At 65.0% G+C, this 18,054-nt stretch carries 18 protein-coding genes; 3 read left to right on the forward strand and 15 right to left on the reverse strand.

Annotation, left to right across the window (positions count from 1 at the left end; all coding sequences use genetic code 11):
• Positions 1–84 precede the first annotated feature (84 nt).
• Positions 85–516, forward strand: a complete 432-nt coding sequence (locus ACI6S0_RS00930) for an OsmC family protein (protein ID WP_017500508.1) — start codon at positions 85–87, stop codon at positions 514–516.
• Here the strand turns inward: ACI6S0_RS00930 and ACI6S0_RS00935 are convergent.
• The 7 genes from ACI6S0_RS00935 to ACI6S0_RS00965 form a co-directional block, all read right to left on the reverse strand.
• Complete coding sequence (locus tag ACI6S0_RS00935) at positions 513–1,418, reverse strand: DMT family transporter (RefSeq protein WP_434404638.1); 906 nt, start codon at positions 1,416–1,418, stop codon at positions 513–515. The genes ACI6S0_RS00930 and ACI6S0_RS00935 overlap by 4 nt on opposite strands.
• 53 nt (positions 1,419–1,471) lie before the next feature.
• Positions 1,472–2,278: a class I SAM-dependent methyltransferase gene (locus ACI6S0_RS00940; RefSeq protein WP_069336645.1), complete on the reverse strand. Its 807-nt coding sequence runs from the start codon at positions 2,276–2,278 to the stop codon at positions 1,472–1,474.
• 87 nt (positions 2,279–2,365) lie between these two features.
• Positions 2,366–3,091, reverse strand: coding sequence for an anti-sigma factor family protein (locus ACI6S0_RS00945; RefSeq protein ID WP_434404639.1), 726 nt, complete (start codon positions 3,089–3,091; stop codon positions 2,366–2,368).
• Complete coding sequence (locus tag ACI6S0_RS00950; RefSeq protein WP_038292604.1) at positions 3,084–3,611, reverse strand: sigma-70 family RNA polymerase sigma factor; 528 nt, start codon at positions 3,609–3,611, stop codon at positions 3,084–3,086. The genes ACI6S0_RS00945 and ACI6S0_RS00950 overlap by 8 nt, the downstream gene beginning before the upstream one ends.
• A 5-nt stretch (positions 3,612–3,616) precedes the next feature.
• Positions 3,617–4,840 carry a glycosyltransferase family 4 protein gene (locus tag ACI6S0_RS00955; protein WP_434404640.1) on the reverse strand — a complete coding sequence of 408 codons (1,224 nt, stop codon included), beginning with the start codon at positions 4,838–4,840 and terminating at the stop codon, positions 3,617–3,619.
• 46 nt (positions 4,841–4,886) lie between these two features.
• Positions 4,887–5,612: a hypothetical protein gene (locus ACI6S0_RS00960; RefSeq protein ID WP_434404641.1), complete on the reverse strand. Its 726-nt coding sequence runs from the start codon at positions 5,610–5,612 to the stop codon at positions 4,887–4,889.
• A gap of 78 nt (positions 5,613–5,690) precedes the next feature.
• Positions 5,691–7,223: a CpaF family protein gene (locus tag ACI6S0_RS00965; RefSeq protein ID WP_004210759.1), complete on the reverse strand. Its 1,533-nt coding sequence runs from the start codon at positions 7,221–7,223 to the stop codon at positions 5,691–5,693.
• A 243-nt stretch (positions 7,224–7,466) separates the two neighbouring features.
• Here ACI6S0_RS00965 and ACI6S0_RS00970 point away from each other — a divergent pair, with 243 nt between their 5' ends.
• Complete coding sequence (locus tag ACI6S0_RS00970) at positions 7,467–8,492, forward strand: glycosyltransferase family 2 protein (protein WP_434404642.1); 1,026 nt, start codon at positions 7,467–7,469, stop codon at positions 8,490–8,492.
• The gene (locus tag ACI6S0_RS00975) at positions 8,465–9,190 is read left to right on the forward strand and encodes a class I SAM-dependent methyltransferase (protein ID WP_434404643.1); all 726 of its coding nucleotides are present in this window, start codon (positions 8,465–8,467) and stop codon (positions 9,188–9,190) included. Before ACI6S0_RS00970 ends, ACI6S0_RS00975 begins: the two co-directional genes overlap by 28 nt.
• Here ACI6S0_RS00975 and ACI6S0_RS00980 read toward each other — a convergent pair.
• The 8 genes from ACI6S0_RS00980 to ACI6S0_RS01015 all read right to left on the reverse strand — a co-directional run bounded on the left by ACI6S0_RS00980 (position 9,164) and on the right by ACI6S0_RS01015 (position 17,971).
• Positions 9,164–10,723, reverse strand: coding sequence for a hypothetical protein (locus ACI6S0_RS00980; RefSeq protein WP_434404644.1), 1,560 nt, complete (start codon positions 10,721–10,723; stop codon positions 9,164–9,166). The genes ACI6S0_RS00975 and ACI6S0_RS00980 overlap by 27 nt on opposite strands.
• A gap of 120 nt (positions 10,724–10,843) precedes the next feature.
• Positions 10,844–11,098, reverse strand: coding sequence for an ATP synthase F1 subunit epsilon (locus ACI6S0_RS00985; RefSeq protein ID WP_004210764.1), 255 nt, complete (start codon positions 11,096–11,098; stop codon positions 10,844–10,846).
• A gap of 54 nt (positions 11,099–11,152) precedes the next feature.
• Positions 11,153–12,598, reverse strand: a complete 1,446-nt coding sequence (gene atpD / locus ACI6S0_RS00990; protein ID WP_004210765.1) for a F0F1 ATP synthase subunit beta — start codon at positions 12,596–12,598, stop codon at positions 11,153–11,155.
• Between the two features lie 24 nt (positions 12,599–12,622).
• Positions 12,623–13,507, reverse strand: a complete 885-nt coding sequence (locus ACI6S0_RS00995) for a F0F1 ATP synthase subunit gamma (protein ID WP_004210766.1) — start codon at positions 13,505–13,507, stop codon at positions 12,623–12,625.
• A 3-nt stretch (positions 13,508–13,510) separates the two neighbouring features.
• Positions 13,511–14,101, reverse strand: a complete 591-nt coding sequence (locus ACI6S0_RS01000) for a LysE family translocator (protein WP_037511450.1) — start codon at positions 14,099–14,101, stop codon at positions 13,511–13,513.
• A 42-nt stretch (positions 14,102–14,143) separates the two neighbouring features.
• Positions 14,144–15,673: a F0F1 ATP synthase subunit alpha gene (gene atpA / locus ACI6S0_RS01005; RefSeq protein WP_004210768.1), complete on the reverse strand. Its 1,530-nt coding sequence runs from the start codon at positions 15,671–15,673 to the stop codon at positions 14,144–14,146.
• Positions 15,674–15,675: 2 nt separating this feature from the next.
• The gene (locus ACI6S0_RS01010; protein WP_010338579.1) at positions 15,676–16,230 is read right to left on the reverse strand and encodes a F0F1 ATP synthase subunit delta; all 555 of its coding nucleotides are present in this window, start codon (positions 16,228–16,230) and stop codon (positions 15,676–15,678) included.
• A 181-nt stretch (positions 16,231–16,411) separates the two neighbouring features.
• Positions 16,412–17,971, reverse strand: coding sequence for a S1C family serine protease (locus ACI6S0_RS01015; protein ID WP_333885037.1), 1,560 nt, complete (start codon positions 17,969–17,971; stop codon positions 16,412–16,414).
• Positions 17,972–18,054 lie beyond the last annotated feature (83 nt).

An 18,054-nucleotide genomic window follows, 5' to 3' on the forward strand; every position in this document is an offset into this window, starting at 1 on the left:
TCACTCTCCTGCAAAAACATTCTATTCTGATGCAACCATGGGGAACCGCTGGGGTTCCTCCGCTTCACAGCAAGGAGCATCGGCATGAAGATCAATCGCAGCGGTTCGGCGGCCTGGAGCGGCGGCCTGAAGGACGGCAAGGGTACGATCTCGACCCAGAGCGGCGCGCTCGACGCCTATCCCTATGGCTTCGCCACCCGGTTCGAGGGCATGCCGGGCAGCAATCCGGAAGAACTGATCGCGGCGGCTCATGCCTCCTGCTTCACCATGGCATTGTCGCTGATCCTGGGCGAAGCCGGGCTGACGGCGGAGAAGATGGAAACGAGCGCGGTCGTCACGTTGGAGCAGCAGGAGGGCGGCTTTGCCATCACCGCGAGCAAGCTGACGCTGAAGGCGAAGATCCCCGGCGCCGACGATGCGACTTTCCAGGAACTGGCCGCCAAGGCGAAGGCAGGGTGCCCGGTATCGAAACTGCTGAAGGCCGATATCAGCCTGGACGCGGAACTGCTGGCCTAGGCCGCCGCGATACGCCTGGCGTGGCGATGTTCACGCCAGGCGATATATAGGCCGCTGGCGATGATCAGCGCCGCGCCGATCCAGGTGGTCCACATCGGCCAGTCGCCCCAGATCGCCCAGCCCAGCAGGGTGGTCCACAGGATCGAGCTATAATCCATCGGCAGCACCACCGACACCGGCGCCCAGCGCAGCGCGGCGGTGAGGCAAAGCTGCGCGATGCCGCCGAACAGGCCGATCATCAGCAACAGGCCCCAGGTCTGCGCGTCATGCGCCTGACCATAGAAGAGCATGCCGATGCCGAGCGGCGGCACCGACAGGGCGGTGAACCAGAAGACGACGACTCCCGCGCTCTCGGTACGTCCAAGCTCGCGCAGCACCAGGCTGACGCTGGCCGTCACCAGCGCGGCGGTGATGGCGACGGCAACGCCCATCGGCGGGAAATGGCCGCCTTCGGGGCGGACCATGATGAGGACGCCCAGAAAGCCGATCAGGACCGCCGCCCAGCGATGGATACCAGTCGGTTCGCGCAGGATCAGCGCCGACAGGATCGTGCCAAAGATCGGCATGGTGAAGCCGATCGTCGTCGCCTCGGCCGGCGGCAACAGGATGTAGGACAGGAAATTGAGCGCCATGCCGGTGAGGCCGATGACCATGCGGGTCGCATGGACACTGATCCGCCGGGTGCGGATGGCGCCGATGCCGCTGCTCATCGCCAGCCAGGCGAAGACTACGGGTAGGGCAAGCGCCTGACGGTAGAAGAGGGTTTCGACCAGATGGACGCCATGGGCGTCGGCGACCCGGCCGGTCACGAACATCACCGCCAGGCAGATGACCGCGATCAGGCGCAGGCCGATGGCGAAGAGCGGGCGATGCGGGCGGGACGGGGCGGCGGCGCTGGACACGCCGCTTCCTTAACCCGGTTACGCGATGGCGCAACCGGGCTGGACGTGGTTTCTTACTTGAGCGGCTTGCGGAATTTCAGCGTCATGCGGTCGCTTTCGCCGATTGCAACATACTTCGCCCTGTCAACTTCGCCGTTACGCAGCGTGGGCGGCAGGGTCCAGACCCCCTTTTCCCAATCGGCCGTGTCCTTGGGATTGGCGTTCACTTCCGATGCGCCGACATATTCGAAGCCCGCGCCTTCCGCGATACGGCGAATGGTCGAGACCTTGAGATAGCCGCTGCTCTTTTCCAGCGCCGTGTCGCGATCCTCGGGCAGGCGATGGTCGACGATGCCCAGCGTGCCGCCGGGCTTGAGCATGGCGAAGAAGGCCTTGAAGGTCGCGTCCTCGCTGCCGCCCATGACCATGTTGTGGACATTGCGGAAGGTCAGCACGGTGTCGACGCTGTTTGCCGGGATGCTGGCGGCTTCCTCGGGATAGGCGACCAGCTTCACCTTGTCATAGGCCTGCGGTTTTTCGGCCAGGAACTTCTTGTAGCCGTCAAGATAGCGGCCGGTGGGCTGGAGCGCGTAGAAGCTGCCCTTGTCGCGCAGCAGCGGCGCCAGGATTTCCGTGTACCAGCCGCCGCTCGGCGCCCATTCCACCACCGTCTGGGTCGGCGTCACGCCAAAGAAGGCGAGCGTTTCCTGGGGATGGCGATATTTGTCGCGGGCGACATTGGCCGGGGTACGGCTGGACGCGCCGATGGCGGCTGCCACCGGATCGGCGCCATGGCCGGCATGCTGGGCGACGGCCGCGCCCAGCGGCAGGAGGGTAAGGGCAGCGGCAAGCGCGATCGATCGGCGGGGAAAAGCGGACATGGGCAACCTCTCAACGGATCTGGAGCGCAGGGTGTGCCGTGCCCGCATCCCACTGGCAAGGAAATCCGGTGGTTAGGGACGGGCCGGTCAGGACCAGCTGCCCGCGATCGATTCCGCCGTGGCGTCGATCGCGGCCGGTTCATCCTCGCCAGTCAGCGCATAGGACATGTCGCCGCGCCGCCAATAGGCCACTGACTGGGCGCCCTCGCGCACCGAATCCGGCCGCTCGGGCGCGTCGGTGCGCTGGTGCATGGCATAGATGGACAGGTCGCGCCCTTCGGGCGTGCGTAGCGCGATCAGCAGTGCGGGGGTGCGTTCACCGGGGAAGAGCTGGACATCGGTCACGCGCCAGTCGGCGGGCAGGCCGGGAATGTCGATATGGGTGCTGGCCAATATCTCGCGCGGGTCAAAGCTGGGCGATTCGATCTGCCCCTGCATCCGGGCGCGGATCATGGCGACGCGGTGCGAGGTGGCGGCATCGACGACATAGGCGGGCGGCCCGTCGCGCACCATGAGAAGGGCAACGAAGCTTGCCGCCAGCAGGGCAAGGCCGCCGCTGGCGCCGATCGCAAAGCGACGATGGCGTGTGGCGGGCGGGCTGATCGCGCTCGCCTGTGCCGCCATGGCTTCGGGCAGGGGCGCGCGGTCCTGCGCCAACAGGCGCAGCCCGGTACGGGCGCTGAGGTCGCCCATCACCTGCGCGGCGAGGTCGGGCCGGCGCGACAGGCGGGTCTCCACCGCAAAGCGCCGGCCGGGATCGAGCTGGCCGTCGACATAGGCCATCAGTTCGATCTCCGAAGGATCCTCACTCATCCTGTCCTCCCACGATGCGCAGCCGATCGCGCGGCTGCCTGTCCCTGTCCTGTCGCAATGTCGCCCGCGCACGGGCAAGGCGCGACATCACCGTGCCGACCGCTATGCCCAGAAGGTCGGCGCTTTCCTGATAGCTCAGCCCCTCGACGACGGTCAGGTGCATGACGGCGCGCTGATGGTCGGGCAGGTCGGCAAAGGCGCGGGCGACCTGCATCAGGTCGGCGCGCACCTCCTGGTCGGGATCGGCATGATCGACCTGGATCTGGGCAAAGGCCAGATTGCGGCGCGTTTCCGCCGCCTCGCGCCGCTTGGCCGAGATGAAGACATTGTGAACGATGGCCAGCAGCCAGCGGCGGCGGCTGCGATCGGGCTGGAACTGATCGCGCCGTTCGATCGCGCGCATCACGGCGTCCTGCACCACATCGTCGGCGACGACATGGTCGCGCGACAGGGCGCGGGCATAGCGGCGCATGGCGCGCAGGTCCGCCTCCATTTCCATGTCCGTCCGCTTGCCCGTCATCCACATCATTCCATTGGGGCGCCCGCCAGTTCGCGATAGACGCGCGCCACCGAATCCAGGACATGGTCCCAGCGATAGTCGCCCGCCGTCGTCTCCGCCGCATGGCCAAGCCGCCGCCTTAGGCCGGTGTCGCGGACGAGGGAAGCCAGGCCGCCAGCATAGGCGCCAATGTCGCCCGGCGGCACCAGCAGTCCGTTGACGCCATTATCGATCAGGGCGGATGCGCTGGGGACGTTGGCCGACAGGACGGCAAGACCGCTGGCCATCGCCTCCAGATTGACGTTGCCGAACGCCTCCGTGACGCTGGGATTGACCAATATGTCGGCGCTGGCGACCAGCGCGCCGAGACGTGCCCCTTCGACATGGCCGGCAAAGCTGGCATTGGGCAAATGGCGGGCGAGGGCATCGCGCGCCGGGCCATCGCCCAGGATCAGCGGGCGCAGCGACAGGCCGCTGGCGCGTGCCGCCATGATGGCGTCGGCAAAGATATCGAGCCCCTTTTCCCGGACCAGCCGGCCGAAGAAGAGCGGCACGACATCGTCGGGCGCATAGCCAAGCTGGGCGCGCAGGCCTTCATCTCGCATCGCCGGATGAAATACGGATCGATCGACGCCCCGACTCCAGAGGGCAATGCGCTCGGCGCCATGGATTGCGGCGAGGTCCGCAGCGATCGGCGGGGTCGGGGCGAGGATGCGGTCGCAATCGCCATAGAAGCGATCGAGATAGGCCACGACCTGCCGCCGCAGGAAGCCGAGGCGGTAATAAGCAAGATAGGTCTCGAACCGGGTGTGCAGGCTGGCGACGGTCGGCACGGCGTTGCGCCGCGCCCAGTTCAGCGCCTGCCGGCCGAGCAGGTCGGGCGCGGACAGATGCACGATGTCAGGCTGGAACGCCTCCAGATCGGCGCGGGCGGCACGGGGCAGGCCGATCGCGAGCCGATATTCCGGGCGACCGGGAATGCAGAGCGAGCGCACCGATCGGACATCGCCGGCCGAGGCGAAGGCCGGCGTCGGCGCGGTCGGCGAATAGATGCGCACCTCTGCCTTATGTTGGTCCAGCATATGCCGGACCAGGCGGTTGAGCGCTCGGTTCGCGCCATCGCGCACGCAATCATAATTGCCCGAAAACAGCGCGATCTTCAGCGGCCGGGATGATGTCGGCGCCGTGGCGACCGGCAGGGCGGCATGAATATGGGCGCGAAGGGAAGAGAGCGGGGAATGCAGCGTCATGCCCCGCATACGCTTGTCGGATCGCGCCTATTCCATCGATGGCCAATTAAAATTGACGAATGATGCGCAGGCCGGCGGTGGGACGGAAGACATCACCGCGTGGCCGTTCCGCGCCAAGGCCCGCCTGCATGGCGAAATTGCCGCCCAGTTGCTGGTGCAATTGCGGCATCAGCAGCAGGCCGCCCTCGCTGCCGCCCTGATAGTTGATTTCCAGCCCCAATACCTGCCCTTCGCGACTGTCGTAGAAGGCAGAGTGGTTGAGGATCACGCCATTGCGGCCATGGCCGCCCGACAGCTTGACGTCGGCAAGCCCTGCCATCGTCACGCTGCTCCAGCGGCTATTGTAGCGATGGGCCGCCATATAGGCGAAACTGCTGCGATAATGTTTGGCGCGGCGGTCATAGATGCCGAGATATTGGACGCCATGGCCGGTGCGCCCGCGGCCGGTGGTGCCGAAACTCGCCTGCAGGCCGAGCTTCAGTTCGGCGAGCCGGCCGTTGACGAAGGGCAGTTCGCCCTCGATCGCGAAGCCGTCGGCAAAGGCATATTCGATTTCCGGCGCCCAATGGACGGCGTCGTCATCGCCCGATAGCGGAACGGTCGCCAGCGTATTGACCTCCAGTTCGCCGCGCTTGGCGCCCAGCGGCCGCATCATGTCGAAGATCATCGGTTCGGGCACGTCGGGATAGGCGTCTGACGCCAGCGCAACATCGCCCAGAAAGGCGCTCGCCATGGCGGCGAGGCCATGGCGCGAAAGGGATCGAACGGACAAGAAAGGCTGCTCCCGCGATGAGGATGTGACGATTCACATCCCGTCTACGCGGGAGCGGAAGCCTTTATTCCCTGAGGGTCAGAGACAGGCTTCGAGGAAGGGCTGGTCGAAGCCGAACATGCGGGCCTTGTCGAGCGTATAGGGGCGCAGGCCCATCGAGCGATATTCGCCGATGATCTTACCGCTGTCATCCTCGTCATGATATTCGAACTTGAACAGTTCCTGGGTGACGATGACGTCGCCTTCCATGCCGATCACCTCGGTCACGTTGGTGACGCGACGCGAACCGTCGCGCAGGCGCTTCACCTGGACGATCAGGTCGACCGAGTCGGCAATCTGCTTGGAAATGGCTTCCTTCGGGATCTTGATGTCGCCCATCAGGATCATGTTTTCCATACGGCCCAGGCATTCGCGCGGGCTGTTGCTGTGGAGCGTACACATGGAGCCGTCATGGCCAGTGTTCATCGCGGCGAGCAGGTCGAAACATTCCGCACCACGAATTTCGCCCAGGATGATGCGGTCCGGGCGCATACGCAGGGCGTTCTTGACGAGATCGCCGATGGTGATCGCGCCCTGGCCTTCCAGGTTGGGCGGACGGGTTTCGAGCGGCAACCAGTGCGGCTGCTGCAGGCGCAGTTCGGCCGCGTCCTCGATGGTCAGCACGCGCTCGCCCGGATCGATCATCTTCGACAGCGCATTGAGCATCGTCGTCTTGCCCGAACCGGTACCGCCCGAAATGACGATGTTGAAACGGCAGGCGCCGGCGATCTTGAGTGCGGTCGCCATCTTCTGGTTCATCGCGCCCCATTGGGCGAGCATGTCGATGGTGATCGGCTTGGCTGAGAATTTACGGATCGAGATGGCCGTGCCCTTGAGGCTGAGCGGCGGCACGATCACGTTGACACGCGAACCGTCGGGCAGGCGGGCGTCGGCCAGCGGCGTGGTCTGGTCGACGCGGCGGCCGACCTTGTTCACGATGCGCTGGGCGATCTGGAACAGATGCTCTTCATCGCGGAACTTGATCGGCGCGATCTGGAGCTTGCCCTTCTTTTCGACATAGGTCTGCTCGGGACCGTTGACCATGATATCGCTGATGTCCGGGTCGGCCAGCAATTCCTCGAGCGGGCCAAGGCCCAGAAGCTCGTCGACCAGCACCTTTTCCAGCGCGAACTGCTCGCGCCGGTTGAGCGTCAGCTTCAACTCGGCCAGCACTTCCATGATGATCGGCCGGAATTCCTCCGCCAGTTCATCCTTGGTGAGGGTCGCGGCCGCTTCGGGATCGACGCGTTCGAGCAGGCGGGGAAGCACCTGTTCCTTGATCTTGTGAACCGATGCCTCGAACCCCTGCGGGCCGGCATCGGCGACATGTTCGGCATTGGCGCGTTCGGACAGGCGCGACATGGCGTCCGCATTGCGCTGCATCTGGCTGGTCGGCGCCGACAGCGGATCGAGCGGAATTTCGCCCGGCAGGGCCGCCAGGTCGAGCGGCGGGAACTGCTCGCCGCCGCGCGGGGCCTCCTCGCGCGCTGCGCCGCCGCTGTGCATCGGTCGGGCGACGCCGAAACCCGGCTTGATGCCGGCAGGTCCATTTTTCCGTCCAAATGCGCTCATAACTCTCCGCCGGAATTTTGCGATCGGGCCAGCCACCCCAAAATGGGCCGATTCACCATGGCTGGAGAAGGTGAATAAGCTGGAAACTTTGACAAATGGCTAATGCGCCAGCGCCCATCCTGTGGACGACGGATCGCCGACAAGGATGGCGTCGTGCCGGATCGGGGCGAAGGGCGGGGCACGGTTACCCGACATTAACCAATCTCGCCGATAGGGATTGCAGGCTTTCAGGATTTCGGTGCCATGCGAACCTTGTCCATCGTCATTCCCGTTTTCAACGAACAGGATGGCATCTCCCTTTTTCTTGATGCGGCACGGCCTGCTGTGGACGAGGCGCTGTCCCTGATCGGCGCCGACGCGCGCGCCGAATATCTGTTCGTCGATGATGGCAGCGCGGACCGCACCGGTGACGTGCTGGAGATATTGTCGCGGTTCAACCCGGACCTGCGCTATGTCCGGCTGTCGCGCAACTTCGGCAAGGAGGCCGCCTTGGCGGCCGGCATCGACCATGCTGTCGGAGACGCGGTCATTCCGATCGATGTCGATCTGCAGGATCCGCCCGAAGTGATCGTCGACATGGTTCGCCTCTGGCTCGCTGGTGCCCAGGTGGTCAATGCGCGGCGAGCCGACCGATCGAGCGACAGCTGGTTAAAGCGCTGGAGCGCGCGGGGCTTCTATGCGCTGCTCAATCGCCTGTCCGACTATCCCATTCCCGAAAATGTCGGTGATTTCCGCCTGCTTGACCGGCAGGCCGTCGATGTCGTCAAGCAATTGGGCGAGCAGGCCCGGTTCAACAAGGGGCTGTTTTCCTGGATCGGCTTCCGGGTCGCGACGGTCGATTATGTCCGTGCGCGGCGGGAAACCGGACGCAGCAAATGGGGGCTGGGCAAGCTCTGGTCCCTGGCCGTGGACGGCATCACCGCATCGACCACCATGCCACTGCGCATCTGGTCCTATGTCGGTGGCGCGATCGCGCTCATCGCCTTTGCCTATGCCGGTTTTCTGGTCGTGCATACGCTGGCGACCGGCGTCGACGTGCCCGGCTATGCCTCGATGATGGTTGCCGTCCTGGGCCTTGGCGGGCTCAACCTGCTCAGCCTGGGCATCATGGGCGAATATGTCGGGCGGATCGCCCGTGAGGTGCGGCAGCGGCCCCTATATATCGTCGCTGCCGATGCCGGGGCGCGCAACGTCGAGGGCGACGCGGCCCCGGCGCTTGATCAACTGGAAAGGGACGAAGAATGGATCGCTCAGCCTATACGAGCATGAATGCTCAGGAGGGCGAACATTGGTGGTTCGTCGCCCGCCGCGCCATCATCGATGGCCTGATCCGCGATCATGTCGCCTTGCCCGATGACGCCCGCATCTTGGAAGCGGGCTGCGGCACCGGCGGCAATCTGGCGCTTCTGGCGCAGCATGGCAGCGTCGATGCGCTGGAATATGATGACGAAGCACGGGCCATCGCGGCCGCGCGGGGCGTCGCCACCGTGGAGGCAGGGGCGTTGCCGGAGAAGGTCGGCTTCGGCGACCGGCGCTATGACCTGATCGCCCTGCTCGACGTGCTGGAGCATGTCGACCAGGATGAAGCGTCGCTCGCCGCATTGCGCGGCCGGCTTGCGATAGGCGGGCGACTGCTCGTCACCGTGCCGGCGGTTCCCTGGCTATGGTCCGATCATGACGTGCTGCACCATCACAAGCGGCGCTATACGCATGATGGCCTTGCCGGCGTCGCCGCGGCGGCCGGCTTGCGGGTCGAGGCATCGGGCTATTTCAACAGCCTGTTGTTCCCGCTCGCCGTTGCCCAGCGGATGGCGCATCAGTTGCTTCGGCGGGAAGCGCCGCTCGATGCCCGCCCGGCCCCCTGGCTCAATCGCTCGCTGCAACAGGTGTTCGCGGCCGAACGCCACATGCTGGGCCGCATCAATTTCCCGATCGGCCTGTCACTTTACGCGATTCTCTCCGCCTGATCCTGGCTGCCGGAAATTATGCGGACTGAACCATAGCCCGTCCCAGCACCGGGCCGGTTCGCTGGCAGGAACAGATGTGGGCCTTGCCGGTCGCACCAGGGCGGGCATGGCGGGCAGGGGCGCGAAATAGGATCCCTTGGGGAAGGCGGCAAAGGTCTGATCCCACGCCTTCGATACCGAACAGCGCACTTCGGGCGCAGGCGGATGGACAAGCGCGCGGCGGATCTCGGCCAGCCCCGTCAGGCTGCCGATCAGCAGCATAGCGATCAGCCAGGTGTGCCGTTCGGTCCCATTGCCCAGCTCATCGGCCAGCATCGCTGCCAGGATGGCCAGCGCGGTGATGGATGCCCGCGCCATGAAATCGATCGACCATCCGATCTGCACGAACGGGATCAGCATCAGCCAGGCGAAGGCCAGCCAGAGCGTGTCTCGGCCAAATCGCGACGGTCGGGCGACCAACAGCATCGGCACCAGATAGGGCAGGGTTTCGATCCCCTGGAACATCAACCATTGCAGCGGCGGAATCGGCTGGAACCGCAGTCCGACGTCCGCGCCCGATGCCGCGCCGAGATAGAGAAGGGACGGGACGGCCAACAGGCTGGCCAGCGCCGGGAGCAGCATGTCGGCGATACGCAGGCGGCGCGCCGCCAGGGTGCGGATGCCGGCCAGCGCGGCGAAGGGCATCGCACCCATCAGACCGAGCGGCGACCATAGGGCCGTCAACGGCAGCAACGCGAGATAGGATGCCAATGGCAATCGTTCGCGGCGCCAGAGCAGATAGCCCATCGCCCCGATCCAGCCGGACATGGCATGTTGCGGAACCCAGAAGGCCAGGGTGATGGTCGAGGAATATTGGAGACCGATCCAGTCCTCCAGATGGTCGCCCAGCCGGCCGTTGAGGACCAGGTCGCCGATCGCGTCTATGCCGCTGAAGCCGAGGAAGACGAGCAGCGCGACCAGTCGGCCGCGCCGGCCGTCGAACAGTTGCGCGGCTAGCGCGAGAGTCAGGCCCAGCAGCAGGGCATTTTGCGCCAGCAATGCGATATCGCCCGCGCGTACGCCCAGCTCCTTGTAGAGCAGGGCAGGGGCGAGGAACATGCCGATCGGCGCCCGCAACAGGTCGGGGACAGCCCGTTCGGTATAGACGAAGGGCCAGGGATTGACGGCCATGTCGCGAAACGCGGCGAGCCGCACCTGCCAGTCCACATTGGCATAGAAGAACCGGCCTTCGCCGCCGAGCATCAGCAGCAGCAGAGAGCCCCCCGTGCATAGCAGCAGCATGCCGATGCTCGGCCCCGATCGGTCGGGCATGGTGCGCAGCATGACGGTGCACAGCCCGCCGATCAGCAGCAGGGCGAGGGGATAGGCCCAGAACGGGGCGACGTCCAGGAAGCGCCAGAGCAGCAACTGGTCGAGGCTGAGCCAGGCAAATAGGGCGGCAATCAGCCAGCCGGCCGGAACGGTGTGCGCGAGCAGGCCGCCAGAACCGCTCGGTGGCGCAGAAACAGCGGTCTTGGCGGCGAGGGCGGTCATCGGCGCACCGCACTCACAAGAAAAAGGGGCGCGAAGCGCGCCCCTTGGTCTGTCCGTCTGGCATGAATGCGGTGGGTTGGAAAGAGAAGAGCTCTTCCAACTTCCCGCACATCAGGGCGATCAGCCCGCCTTTTCGGCGAGAACCGTCAGGCCCTTTTCATTGACCTCGGCAAAGCCGCCCTCGACCGGGATGATTTCCGGTGCGGCGCCAGCCGATGCGAAGATCTGGATCGCGCCATCGCGCACGGTCGACATGAAGGGCGCATGGCCCTCCAGCACGCCGAAGTCGCCATCGGTGCCGGGAACGACGACCTGATAGACCTCTTCCGAGCGGACGAGCTTTTCAGGGGTCACGAGTTCGAAATGCAGTGCCATTTTTATGTCCTATGCCCCCTCCCCGAACCGGGGAGGGGTATATGAGGTTAGAGCTTAGGCTGCTTCGGCAGCCAGCTTCTTCGCCTTTTCGATGGCTTCGTCGATGCCGCCGACCATGTAGAAGGCGTTTTCGGGCAGATGGTCATATTCACCATCGACCACGGCCTTGAACGACTTCACCGTGTCTTCGATCTGGACGAACTTGCCCGAGATGCCGGTGAAGACTTCGGCGACGTGGAACGGCTGCGACAGGAACTTCTGGATCTTGCGCGCGCGGGCGACGGTGATCTTGTCCTCTTCCGACAGCTCGTCCATGCCCAGGATCGCGATGATGTCCTGCAGCGACTTGTACTTCTGCAAGATCGACTGGACGGCACGGGCGGTGTCGTAATGTTCCTGGCCGACGACGCGGGGTTCCAGAACGCGGCTGGTCGAGTCCAGCGGATCGACCGCCGGATAGATGCCCAGTTCCGAAATGGCGCGGTTGAGAACGGTGGTGGCGTCAAGATGCGCGAACGAGGTCGCCGGCGCCGGGTCGGTCAAGTCGTCCGCGGGGACGTAGACGGCCTGGACCGAGGTGATCGAGCCCTTGTTGGTCGAGGTGATGCGTTCCTGCAGCTGACCCATGTCGGTCGCCAGGGTCGGCTGGTAGCCCACGGCCGAAGGAATACGGCCGAGCAGAGCCGACACTTCCGCGCCCGCCTGGGTGAAGCGGAAGATGTTGTCGACGAAGAACAGCACGTCCTGGTTCTCGACGTCGCGGAAATATTCGGCGATCGTCAGGCCCGACAGGGCGACGCGGGCACGGGCGCCCGGCGGTTCGTTCATCTGGCCATAGACCAGGGCCACCTTCGAACCTTCGCTGATCGCGTTGCCGTCGGCATCCTTGGCGATGACGTTGGCGTCGAGGAATTCATGGTACAGATCGTTACCTTCACGGGTGCGTTCGCCGACGCCCGCGAAGACCGAGGTGCCGCCATGGCCCTTGGCGATGTTGTTAATCAGTTCCTGGATGAGAACGGTCTTGCCGACGCCGGCGCCGCCGAACAGGCCGATCTTGCCGCCCTTGGCATAGGGGGCCAGAAGGTCGATGACCTTGATGCCGGTGACCAGGATCGAGGCGTCGGTCGACTGGTCGACGAACTCGGGGGCCTTGGCATGGATCGGCGAACGCAGTTCGGTGGCAACCGGGCCGCGCTCGTCGATCGGCTCGCCGACGACGTTCAGGATGCGGCCGAGGGTGGCCGGGCCGACCGGAACCGAGATCTGCGCGCCGGTGTCGGTGACTTCCTGGCCGCGGGTCAGACCGTCGGTCGAGTCCATCGCGATGGTGCGGACGGTGTTCTCACCCAGATGCTGGGCGACTTCCAGCACCAGGCGCTGGCCGTTGTTGCTGGTTTCCAGCGCCGAAAGGATCGCCGGAAGCGCATCGGGGAAGGTCACGTCGACGACGGCGCCGATGACCTGCGAGATGCGGCCTACATTGTTGGTGGTTGCCATGACTATGTCCTTGCCTGCTTGTCCTTAGAGGGCTTCGGCGCCCGAGATGATTTCGACGAGTTCGGTGGTGATCGCGGCCTGGCGGCTGCGGTTATACTGGATCGTCAGCTTGTTGATGAGATCGCCGGCATTGCGGGTCGCATTGTCCATCGCGGTCATCGACGCACCCTGTTCGGACGCGTTGTTTTCCAGCAGCGCCTTGAAGAGCTGCACCGTGACGTTGCGCGGCAGCAGGTCGTCGAGGATCGCTTCCTCGCTCGGTTCATATTCCACCGTGGCGGCGATCGCGTTGCGGTCGGCATCGGCGGGGATCTTCACCGGGATGATCTGCTGTTCGGTCGGGATCTGCGCGAGCGCCGACTTGAAGCGCGAGTAGAAGAGATGGGCGACGTCGAACTTGCCGTCCAGGAACATCTGGCTGAGTTCCTGCGCCACCGCCTGGGCCTGGGCAAAGCCCGGTTCCTTGGCACCGGTGGTGTCGTAATTGGCGACGATCTTGCCCGGATAGGTGCGGTTGATCACCGGACGGCCCTTGCGGCCGATCAGGTAGAACAGCACCTTCTTGCCATCCAGCTCCAGCGCGCGGGCCTTGGCCAGCGCGGCCTTCACGATATTGGCGTTGAACGCGCCGGCAAGGCCGCGATCGCTATTGGCGACGACCAGCAGATGGACTTCGTCCTTGCCGGTGCCGGCGAGCAGCGGCGAAGCGCCTTCGCCCGAGCCGCCGGCGATCTTGGTCGCCAGGCTTGCAACGACCGCTTCCAATCGCTCGCTATAGGGGCGGGCAGCTTCGGCAGCGGCCTGCGCCTTGCGCAGCTTGGCCGCGGCGACCATCTGCTTCGCCTTGGTGATCTTCTGGGTCGACTTCACCGACCCGATGCGCAGCTTCAGTTCCTTGAGGCTAGCCATAGTTCAAATATTCCGAGCAAGGGCCAGACGGCCCGCGAGACCAAAGAAACCGACGCCCATGGCGCCTTCGAACCAGCGCATCGCGCTGCTCTGCCCCACTTTGCGGCCCGCCTTGGTGGCGAGCAGCGCGAGCAGGGCGCACCACAGGAAACCGAGCCCATAGACGATCGCGATCAGCAGCATGCCCTGCCACGGCGCATCCGGGCCGGTGCCCACGAACTGCGGCAGCGCGGCGAGGAAGAAGATCGCGACCTTGGGGTTCAGCACGGTGCTGACCAGGCCCTGGGCGAAGGGCGATCCGCCGATCCGGACCTTGGGCGTTTCGCTTGCCGGCGCCGGCTTGATCGCGCCGCGCAGCAGGCCAAAGCCCATCCAGGCCAGATAGAGGGCACCGGCGATCTTGACGCCCAAGAACAGCCCCGGCACCGCATTCAGCACGCTGAGGAAGCCGAAGCCGCACAACAGCATGTAGAACAGGCCGCCAAGCTGGATGCCGCCGATTGCCGCCATTCCCGCCTTGAAGCCGCGGCGCGCCGCGTGGCCGGCCACCAACATGGTGTCCGGCCCCGGCAGCAGCACCAGACCGATCGACATCACGGTCCAGGCAAGAAGGGAATGGGCGGTCAGCACAGCGTCTTAAGCGAAGGTCTTGCCGAACGAGTCCAGCGCAGCCTTCAGCTTGCCCTTGGCGTCGTCGCCCAGATCCTTGCTGTCGCGGATCGCGGTCAGCACTTCGGGGTGGTCGTGACGCAGATAGGCGAGCATCAGCTCTTCATAACGGGTCACGTCCTTGACCGGGATACCGTCCAGATAGCCGTTGGTGCCGGCGAAGATCGACGCGGTCTGCTCTTCGAACGGCAGCGGCGAGAACTGGCCCTGCTTGAGCAGTTCGGTCAGGCGCGCGCCGCGGTTCAGCAGCTTCTGGGTCGAGGCGTCGAGGTCCGAACCGAACTGGGCGAAGGCCGCCATTTCGCGATACTGGGCCAGCTCCAGCTTGATCGAGCCCGAAACCTTCTTCATCGCCTTGGTCTGCGCGGCCGAGCCGACGCGCGACACCGACAGGCCGACGTTGATGGCCGGACGGATGCCCTGGTAGAAGAGGTTGGTTTCGAGGAAGATCTGGCCGTCGGTGATCGAGATCACGTTGGTCGGAATATAGGCCGACACGTCGCCTGCCTGGGTCTCGATGATCGGCAGCGCGGTCAGCGAGCCATTGCCATTGGCGTCGTTCATCTTCGCAGCGCGTTCCAGCAGGCGGCTGTGCAGATAGAAGACGTCGCCCGGATAGGCTTCGCGGCCCGGCGGGCGGCGCAGCAGCAGCGACATCTGACGATAGGCGACGGCCTGCTTGGAAAGGTCGTCATACACGATCACGGCGTGCATCCCGTTGTCGCGGAAGAATTCGCCCATGGTGACGCCGGTATAGGGCGCCAGATACTGGAGCGGAGCGGGTTCCGAAGCGGTCGCGGCGACGACGATCGAATATTCCATCGCGCCATTTTCTTCGAGCTGCTTGACGATCTGCGCGACGGTCGAGCGCTTCTGGCCGACGGCGACGTAGATGCAGTAGAGCTTCTTGCTCTCGTCGTCGCCTGCGTTGATGCCCTTCTGGTTGATGAAGGTATCGATCGCGACGGCGGTCTTGCCGGTCTGGCGGTCACCGATGATCAGTTCGCGCTGGCCACGGCCGACGGGGACGAGGGCGTCGATCGCCTTCAGGCCGGTCTGCACGGGTTCGTGCACCGACTTGCGGGGGATGATGCCCGGTGCCTTGACTTCGACGCGCTTGCGCTCGGTATATTCGATCGGGCCCTTGCCATCGATCGGATTGCCGAGGCCGTCGACGACGCGGCCCAGCAGACCCTTGCCGACGGGAACGTCGACGATGGTGCCGGTGCGCTTGACGGTATCGCCTTCCTTGATCTCGGCGTCCGAGCCGAAGATCACGATGCCGACATTGTCGGCTTCGAGGTTGAGTGCCATGCCCTGCACGCCATTGGCGAACTCGACCATTTCGCCCGCCTGGACGTTGTCGAGGCCATGGACGCGGGCGATGCCGTCACCCACGGTCAGAACGGAACCGACTTCGCTGACCTGCGCTTCGGTGCCGAAATTGGCGATCTGGTCCTTGATGACCTTCGAAATTTCTGCGGCGTTGATATCCATGTTCAGCCTTTCATCGCCAGGGCGAGACTATTCAAACGGGTGCGGATGGAGGAATCGATCATCTGGCTGCCGATCTTGACGACCAGCCCACCCAGGATCGCGGGATCGACCTTGGCCTCGACGGCGACGTCGCGGCCGACGCGCGCCTTGAGGCCCTTGGCCAGCGCGGTCAGTTGAGTCTTGGTGAGCGGATGCGCGCTCGTCACTTCGGCGCGGGCCTCGCCCTTGTGATTCGACAGCAGCGTCTCATAGGCGCGGATGACCGCGGGAAGCTGCGAGAGGCGACGGTTCTGGGCGAGTACGCCCAGAAAATTCGTCGTCAGCGGATCGATCGACATGGCGGATGCAACCGCCGCGATCGTCTTACCCGCTGCGTCGCGGCTGAGAACGGGACTGTTGATCAGGCCCTTGAAATCAGACGATTCTGCGATCGCCGTCTTGATTGCCGCGAGGCTCGCTGCGACGGTGTCGAGCGTCTTGCCGTCGCGGGCCAGATCGAACAGCGCCACCGCATAGCGGCCGCTGAGGCTGGCCTGAATACCGCCGGTAGTCTCCACGCGCTTACCGTCCTCCAACTTGATTTGCCGGTCATGCAAAAAGAGGGGGAGCAGTAATAACCGTCCCCTGTTGTCGGGCCGGTTAGCAGTGCCAATATGACTATGCAAGTCATGTGACACGATTCCATCGCATCGACGAAATCAAGCCAATTTGACTGAGTTTTTCGGGAAAACGGACAGGCTAGGGGGCAGGGTCTGCGGGGGCAAGCCGTCCTTTTTGGCAATGATAGACCAGCCGCTCGTTCGGCTGGGGCGGCAGCAGCGCGGCGAGGTCCGACTGGAGCGTCGCGATCCGGGTCAACATCGTGGAATCGCTGCTGCATCCCTTGATCGGGCCATCCTTCAGCAGGGCGCGGGCCTTGTCCATCGTGTTGCCGTCGGGCAGCCAGCGCTGCACCCGCAACAGGCCGGTGGTCGGGTCGAATTCGCTGCGGCTGACATAATTGCCCTCGTCGGGCACATGGGCGCGCTGCCAGGTCGTGCCGGTCGCCTGATACTGCGTGTCGCCGTTGACGCAGCCGCCCTCGGCCCAGTTCAGGCCGACATCATTGGGCTGCGACACGGTCAGTCGGCTGCGGTTGAGGTCGATGCGGCAGATATTGTCGCCGGCCCAGGCAAAGGCCTTGTTGCTGACCACGCTCTGGTCCTCGGGCAGCTTCACCCGCTCGTCGATGCTGGCAAAGCTGGGCTTGAACACGAACAGGCCAAGCGCGCCCATCAACAGGATGCCGCCACCGGCGATGAACCAGGTGGCGCGCTTTTCGCGGCCCTGGCTGTAGAAGAGGCCGCCAGCGCCCAGACCCAGCACGGCGAGGGCCAGCAGCACGGCGGCGCCCGCCATCGCATTTTCGCGGCCGGAAATGACATCGCGCTCGGCGGTGTCGCGGGCCTGCTGCAGCGCCTGCTCGCGCTTGTCGGCGGCGGCGCGGTCATTCTGTTCGGTCAACTGCGATTCGCGCTGGGTGATCGATGCTTCGGCCGCGTCGGCTTCGGCCATGGTGCGGCAGGCGACGACGGTGTGGAGCGAGGACACGCCGGCCTGACGCAGGAAGGAAGCGACTTCGCGCCAGGATACGGCAAAGCCGAATTCGGCATCATTGCCGTCCGAGATCGAGCCGAAGCTGTTGACGCCCAGCACCCGGCCGCAATCGTCGACCAGCGGGCCGCCGCTGTTGCCGGCGGCAAGCGGGGCGGTGTGCAGGATGGTGTCGAAGCTCTGGCTGGAGCGGCCGGACGAGATGCTGCCGCTGGTCTTCACCGTGCCGAGCGGTTCGACCAACTGCTTGAGGCTGAGGCCCTGGGCGCGATCGACGGTGCCGGGATAGCCGATAGCGGTGACATGCTGGCCGTCATCGACCGCCCCGGCATAGAAGGTGGCGACCGGCAGGCTGCCTTCCTCCAGCTGGATCAGGGCCAGGTCGTTGCCCGGCGAATAGGCGATGATCCGCCCGCCATAGCTTTTCTTGCCCTCCGACGGGATCACGCCGATGACGAGATCCTTCTCCTCGCGCGCCAGTTCGACGACATGGGCGTTGGTCAGCACCTTGTCCGGGGCGATCGCGATGCCGCTGCCATGGCCCACGAAATAGGCGTCCGCGCCATTGGTCGCGACCAGGGCGACGCGCACCACGCTGCGCGCGGCGGCGGTGATATCCTGCTGTTCGGCCCGTGCGGGGCTGAGCAGGACGAGGGACGCGACAAGCGCGGCGATCGGGCGAAGGCGACGGAAAAGGGCGACCATAGGAGGCGCATACATATGCGAAGGCCCGCTTTAGGCAATCGGGAAAAAGCGGATGCGACGGGCCGTGTGCTTTTGACCGCAAG

Origin of the sequence: Sphingobium sp. DN12 (assembly GCF_051058005.1) — a bacterium.
Classification (GTDB): Bacteria; Pseudomonadota; Alphaproteobacteria; order Sphingomonadales; family Sphingomonadaceae; genus Sphingobium; species Sphingobium yanoikuyae.

Coding starts and splice junctions, on each gene's coding strand:
- ACI6S0_RS00930 (WP_017500508.1), top strand. CDS start 85: ATGAAGATCAATCGCAGCGGTTCGGCGGCCTGGAGCGGCGGCCTGAAG.
- ACI6S0_RS00940 (WP_069336645.1), bottom strand. CDS start 2,278: ATGTCCGCTTTTCCCCGCCGATCGATCGCGCTTGCCGCTGCCCTTACC.
- ACI6S0_RS00945 (WP_434404639.1), bottom strand. CDS start 3,091: ATGAGTGAGGATCCTTCGGAGATCGAACTGATGGCCTATGTCGACGGC.
- ACI6S0_RS00950 (WP_038292604.1), bottom strand. CDS start 3,611: ATGACGGGCAAGCGGACGGACATGGAAATGGAGGCGGACCTGCGCGCC.
- ACI6S0_RS00955 (WP_434404640.1), bottom strand. CDS start 4,840: ATGACGCTGCATTCCCCGCTCTCTTCCCTTCGCGCCCATATTCATGCC.
- ACI6S0_RS00965 (WP_004210759.1), bottom strand. CDS start 7,223: ATGAGCGCATTTGGACGGAAAAATGGACCTGCCGGCATCAAGCCGGGT.
- ACI6S0_RS00970 (WP_434404642.1), top strand. CDS start 7,467: ATGCGAACCTTGTCCATCGTCATTCCCGTTTTCAACGAACAGGATGGC.
- ACI6S0_RS00975 (WP_434404643.1), top strand. CDS start 8,465: ATGGATCGCTCAGCCTATACGAGCATGAATGCTCAGGAGGGCGAACAT.
- ACI6S0_RS00980 (WP_434404644.1), bottom strand. CDS start 10,723: ATGACCGCCCTCGCCGCCAAGACCGCTGTTTCTGCGCCACCGAGCGGT.
- ACI6S0_RS00985 (WP_004210764.1), bottom strand. CDS start 11,098: ATGGCACTGCATTTCGAACTCGTGACCCCTGAAAAGCTCGTCCGCTCG.
- atpD (WP_004210765.1), bottom strand. CDS start 12,598: ATGGCAACCACCAACAATGTAGGCCGCATCTCGCAGGTCATCGGCGCC.
- ACI6S0_RS00995 (WP_004210766.1), bottom strand. CDS start 13,507: ATGGCTAGCCTCAAGGAACTGAAGCTGCGCATCGGGTCGGTGAAGTCG.
- ACI6S0_RS01000 (WP_037511450.1), bottom strand. CDS start 14,101: ATGTCGATCGGTCTGGTGCTGCTGCCGGGGCCGGACACCATGTTGGTG.
- atpA (WP_004210768.1), bottom strand. CDS start 15,673: ATGGATATCAACGCCGCAGAAATTTCGAAGGTCATCAAGGACCAGATC.
- ACI6S0_RS01015 (WP_333885037.1), bottom strand. CDS start 17,971: ATGGTCGCCCTTTTCCGTCGCCTTCGCCCGATCGCCGCGCTTGTCGCG.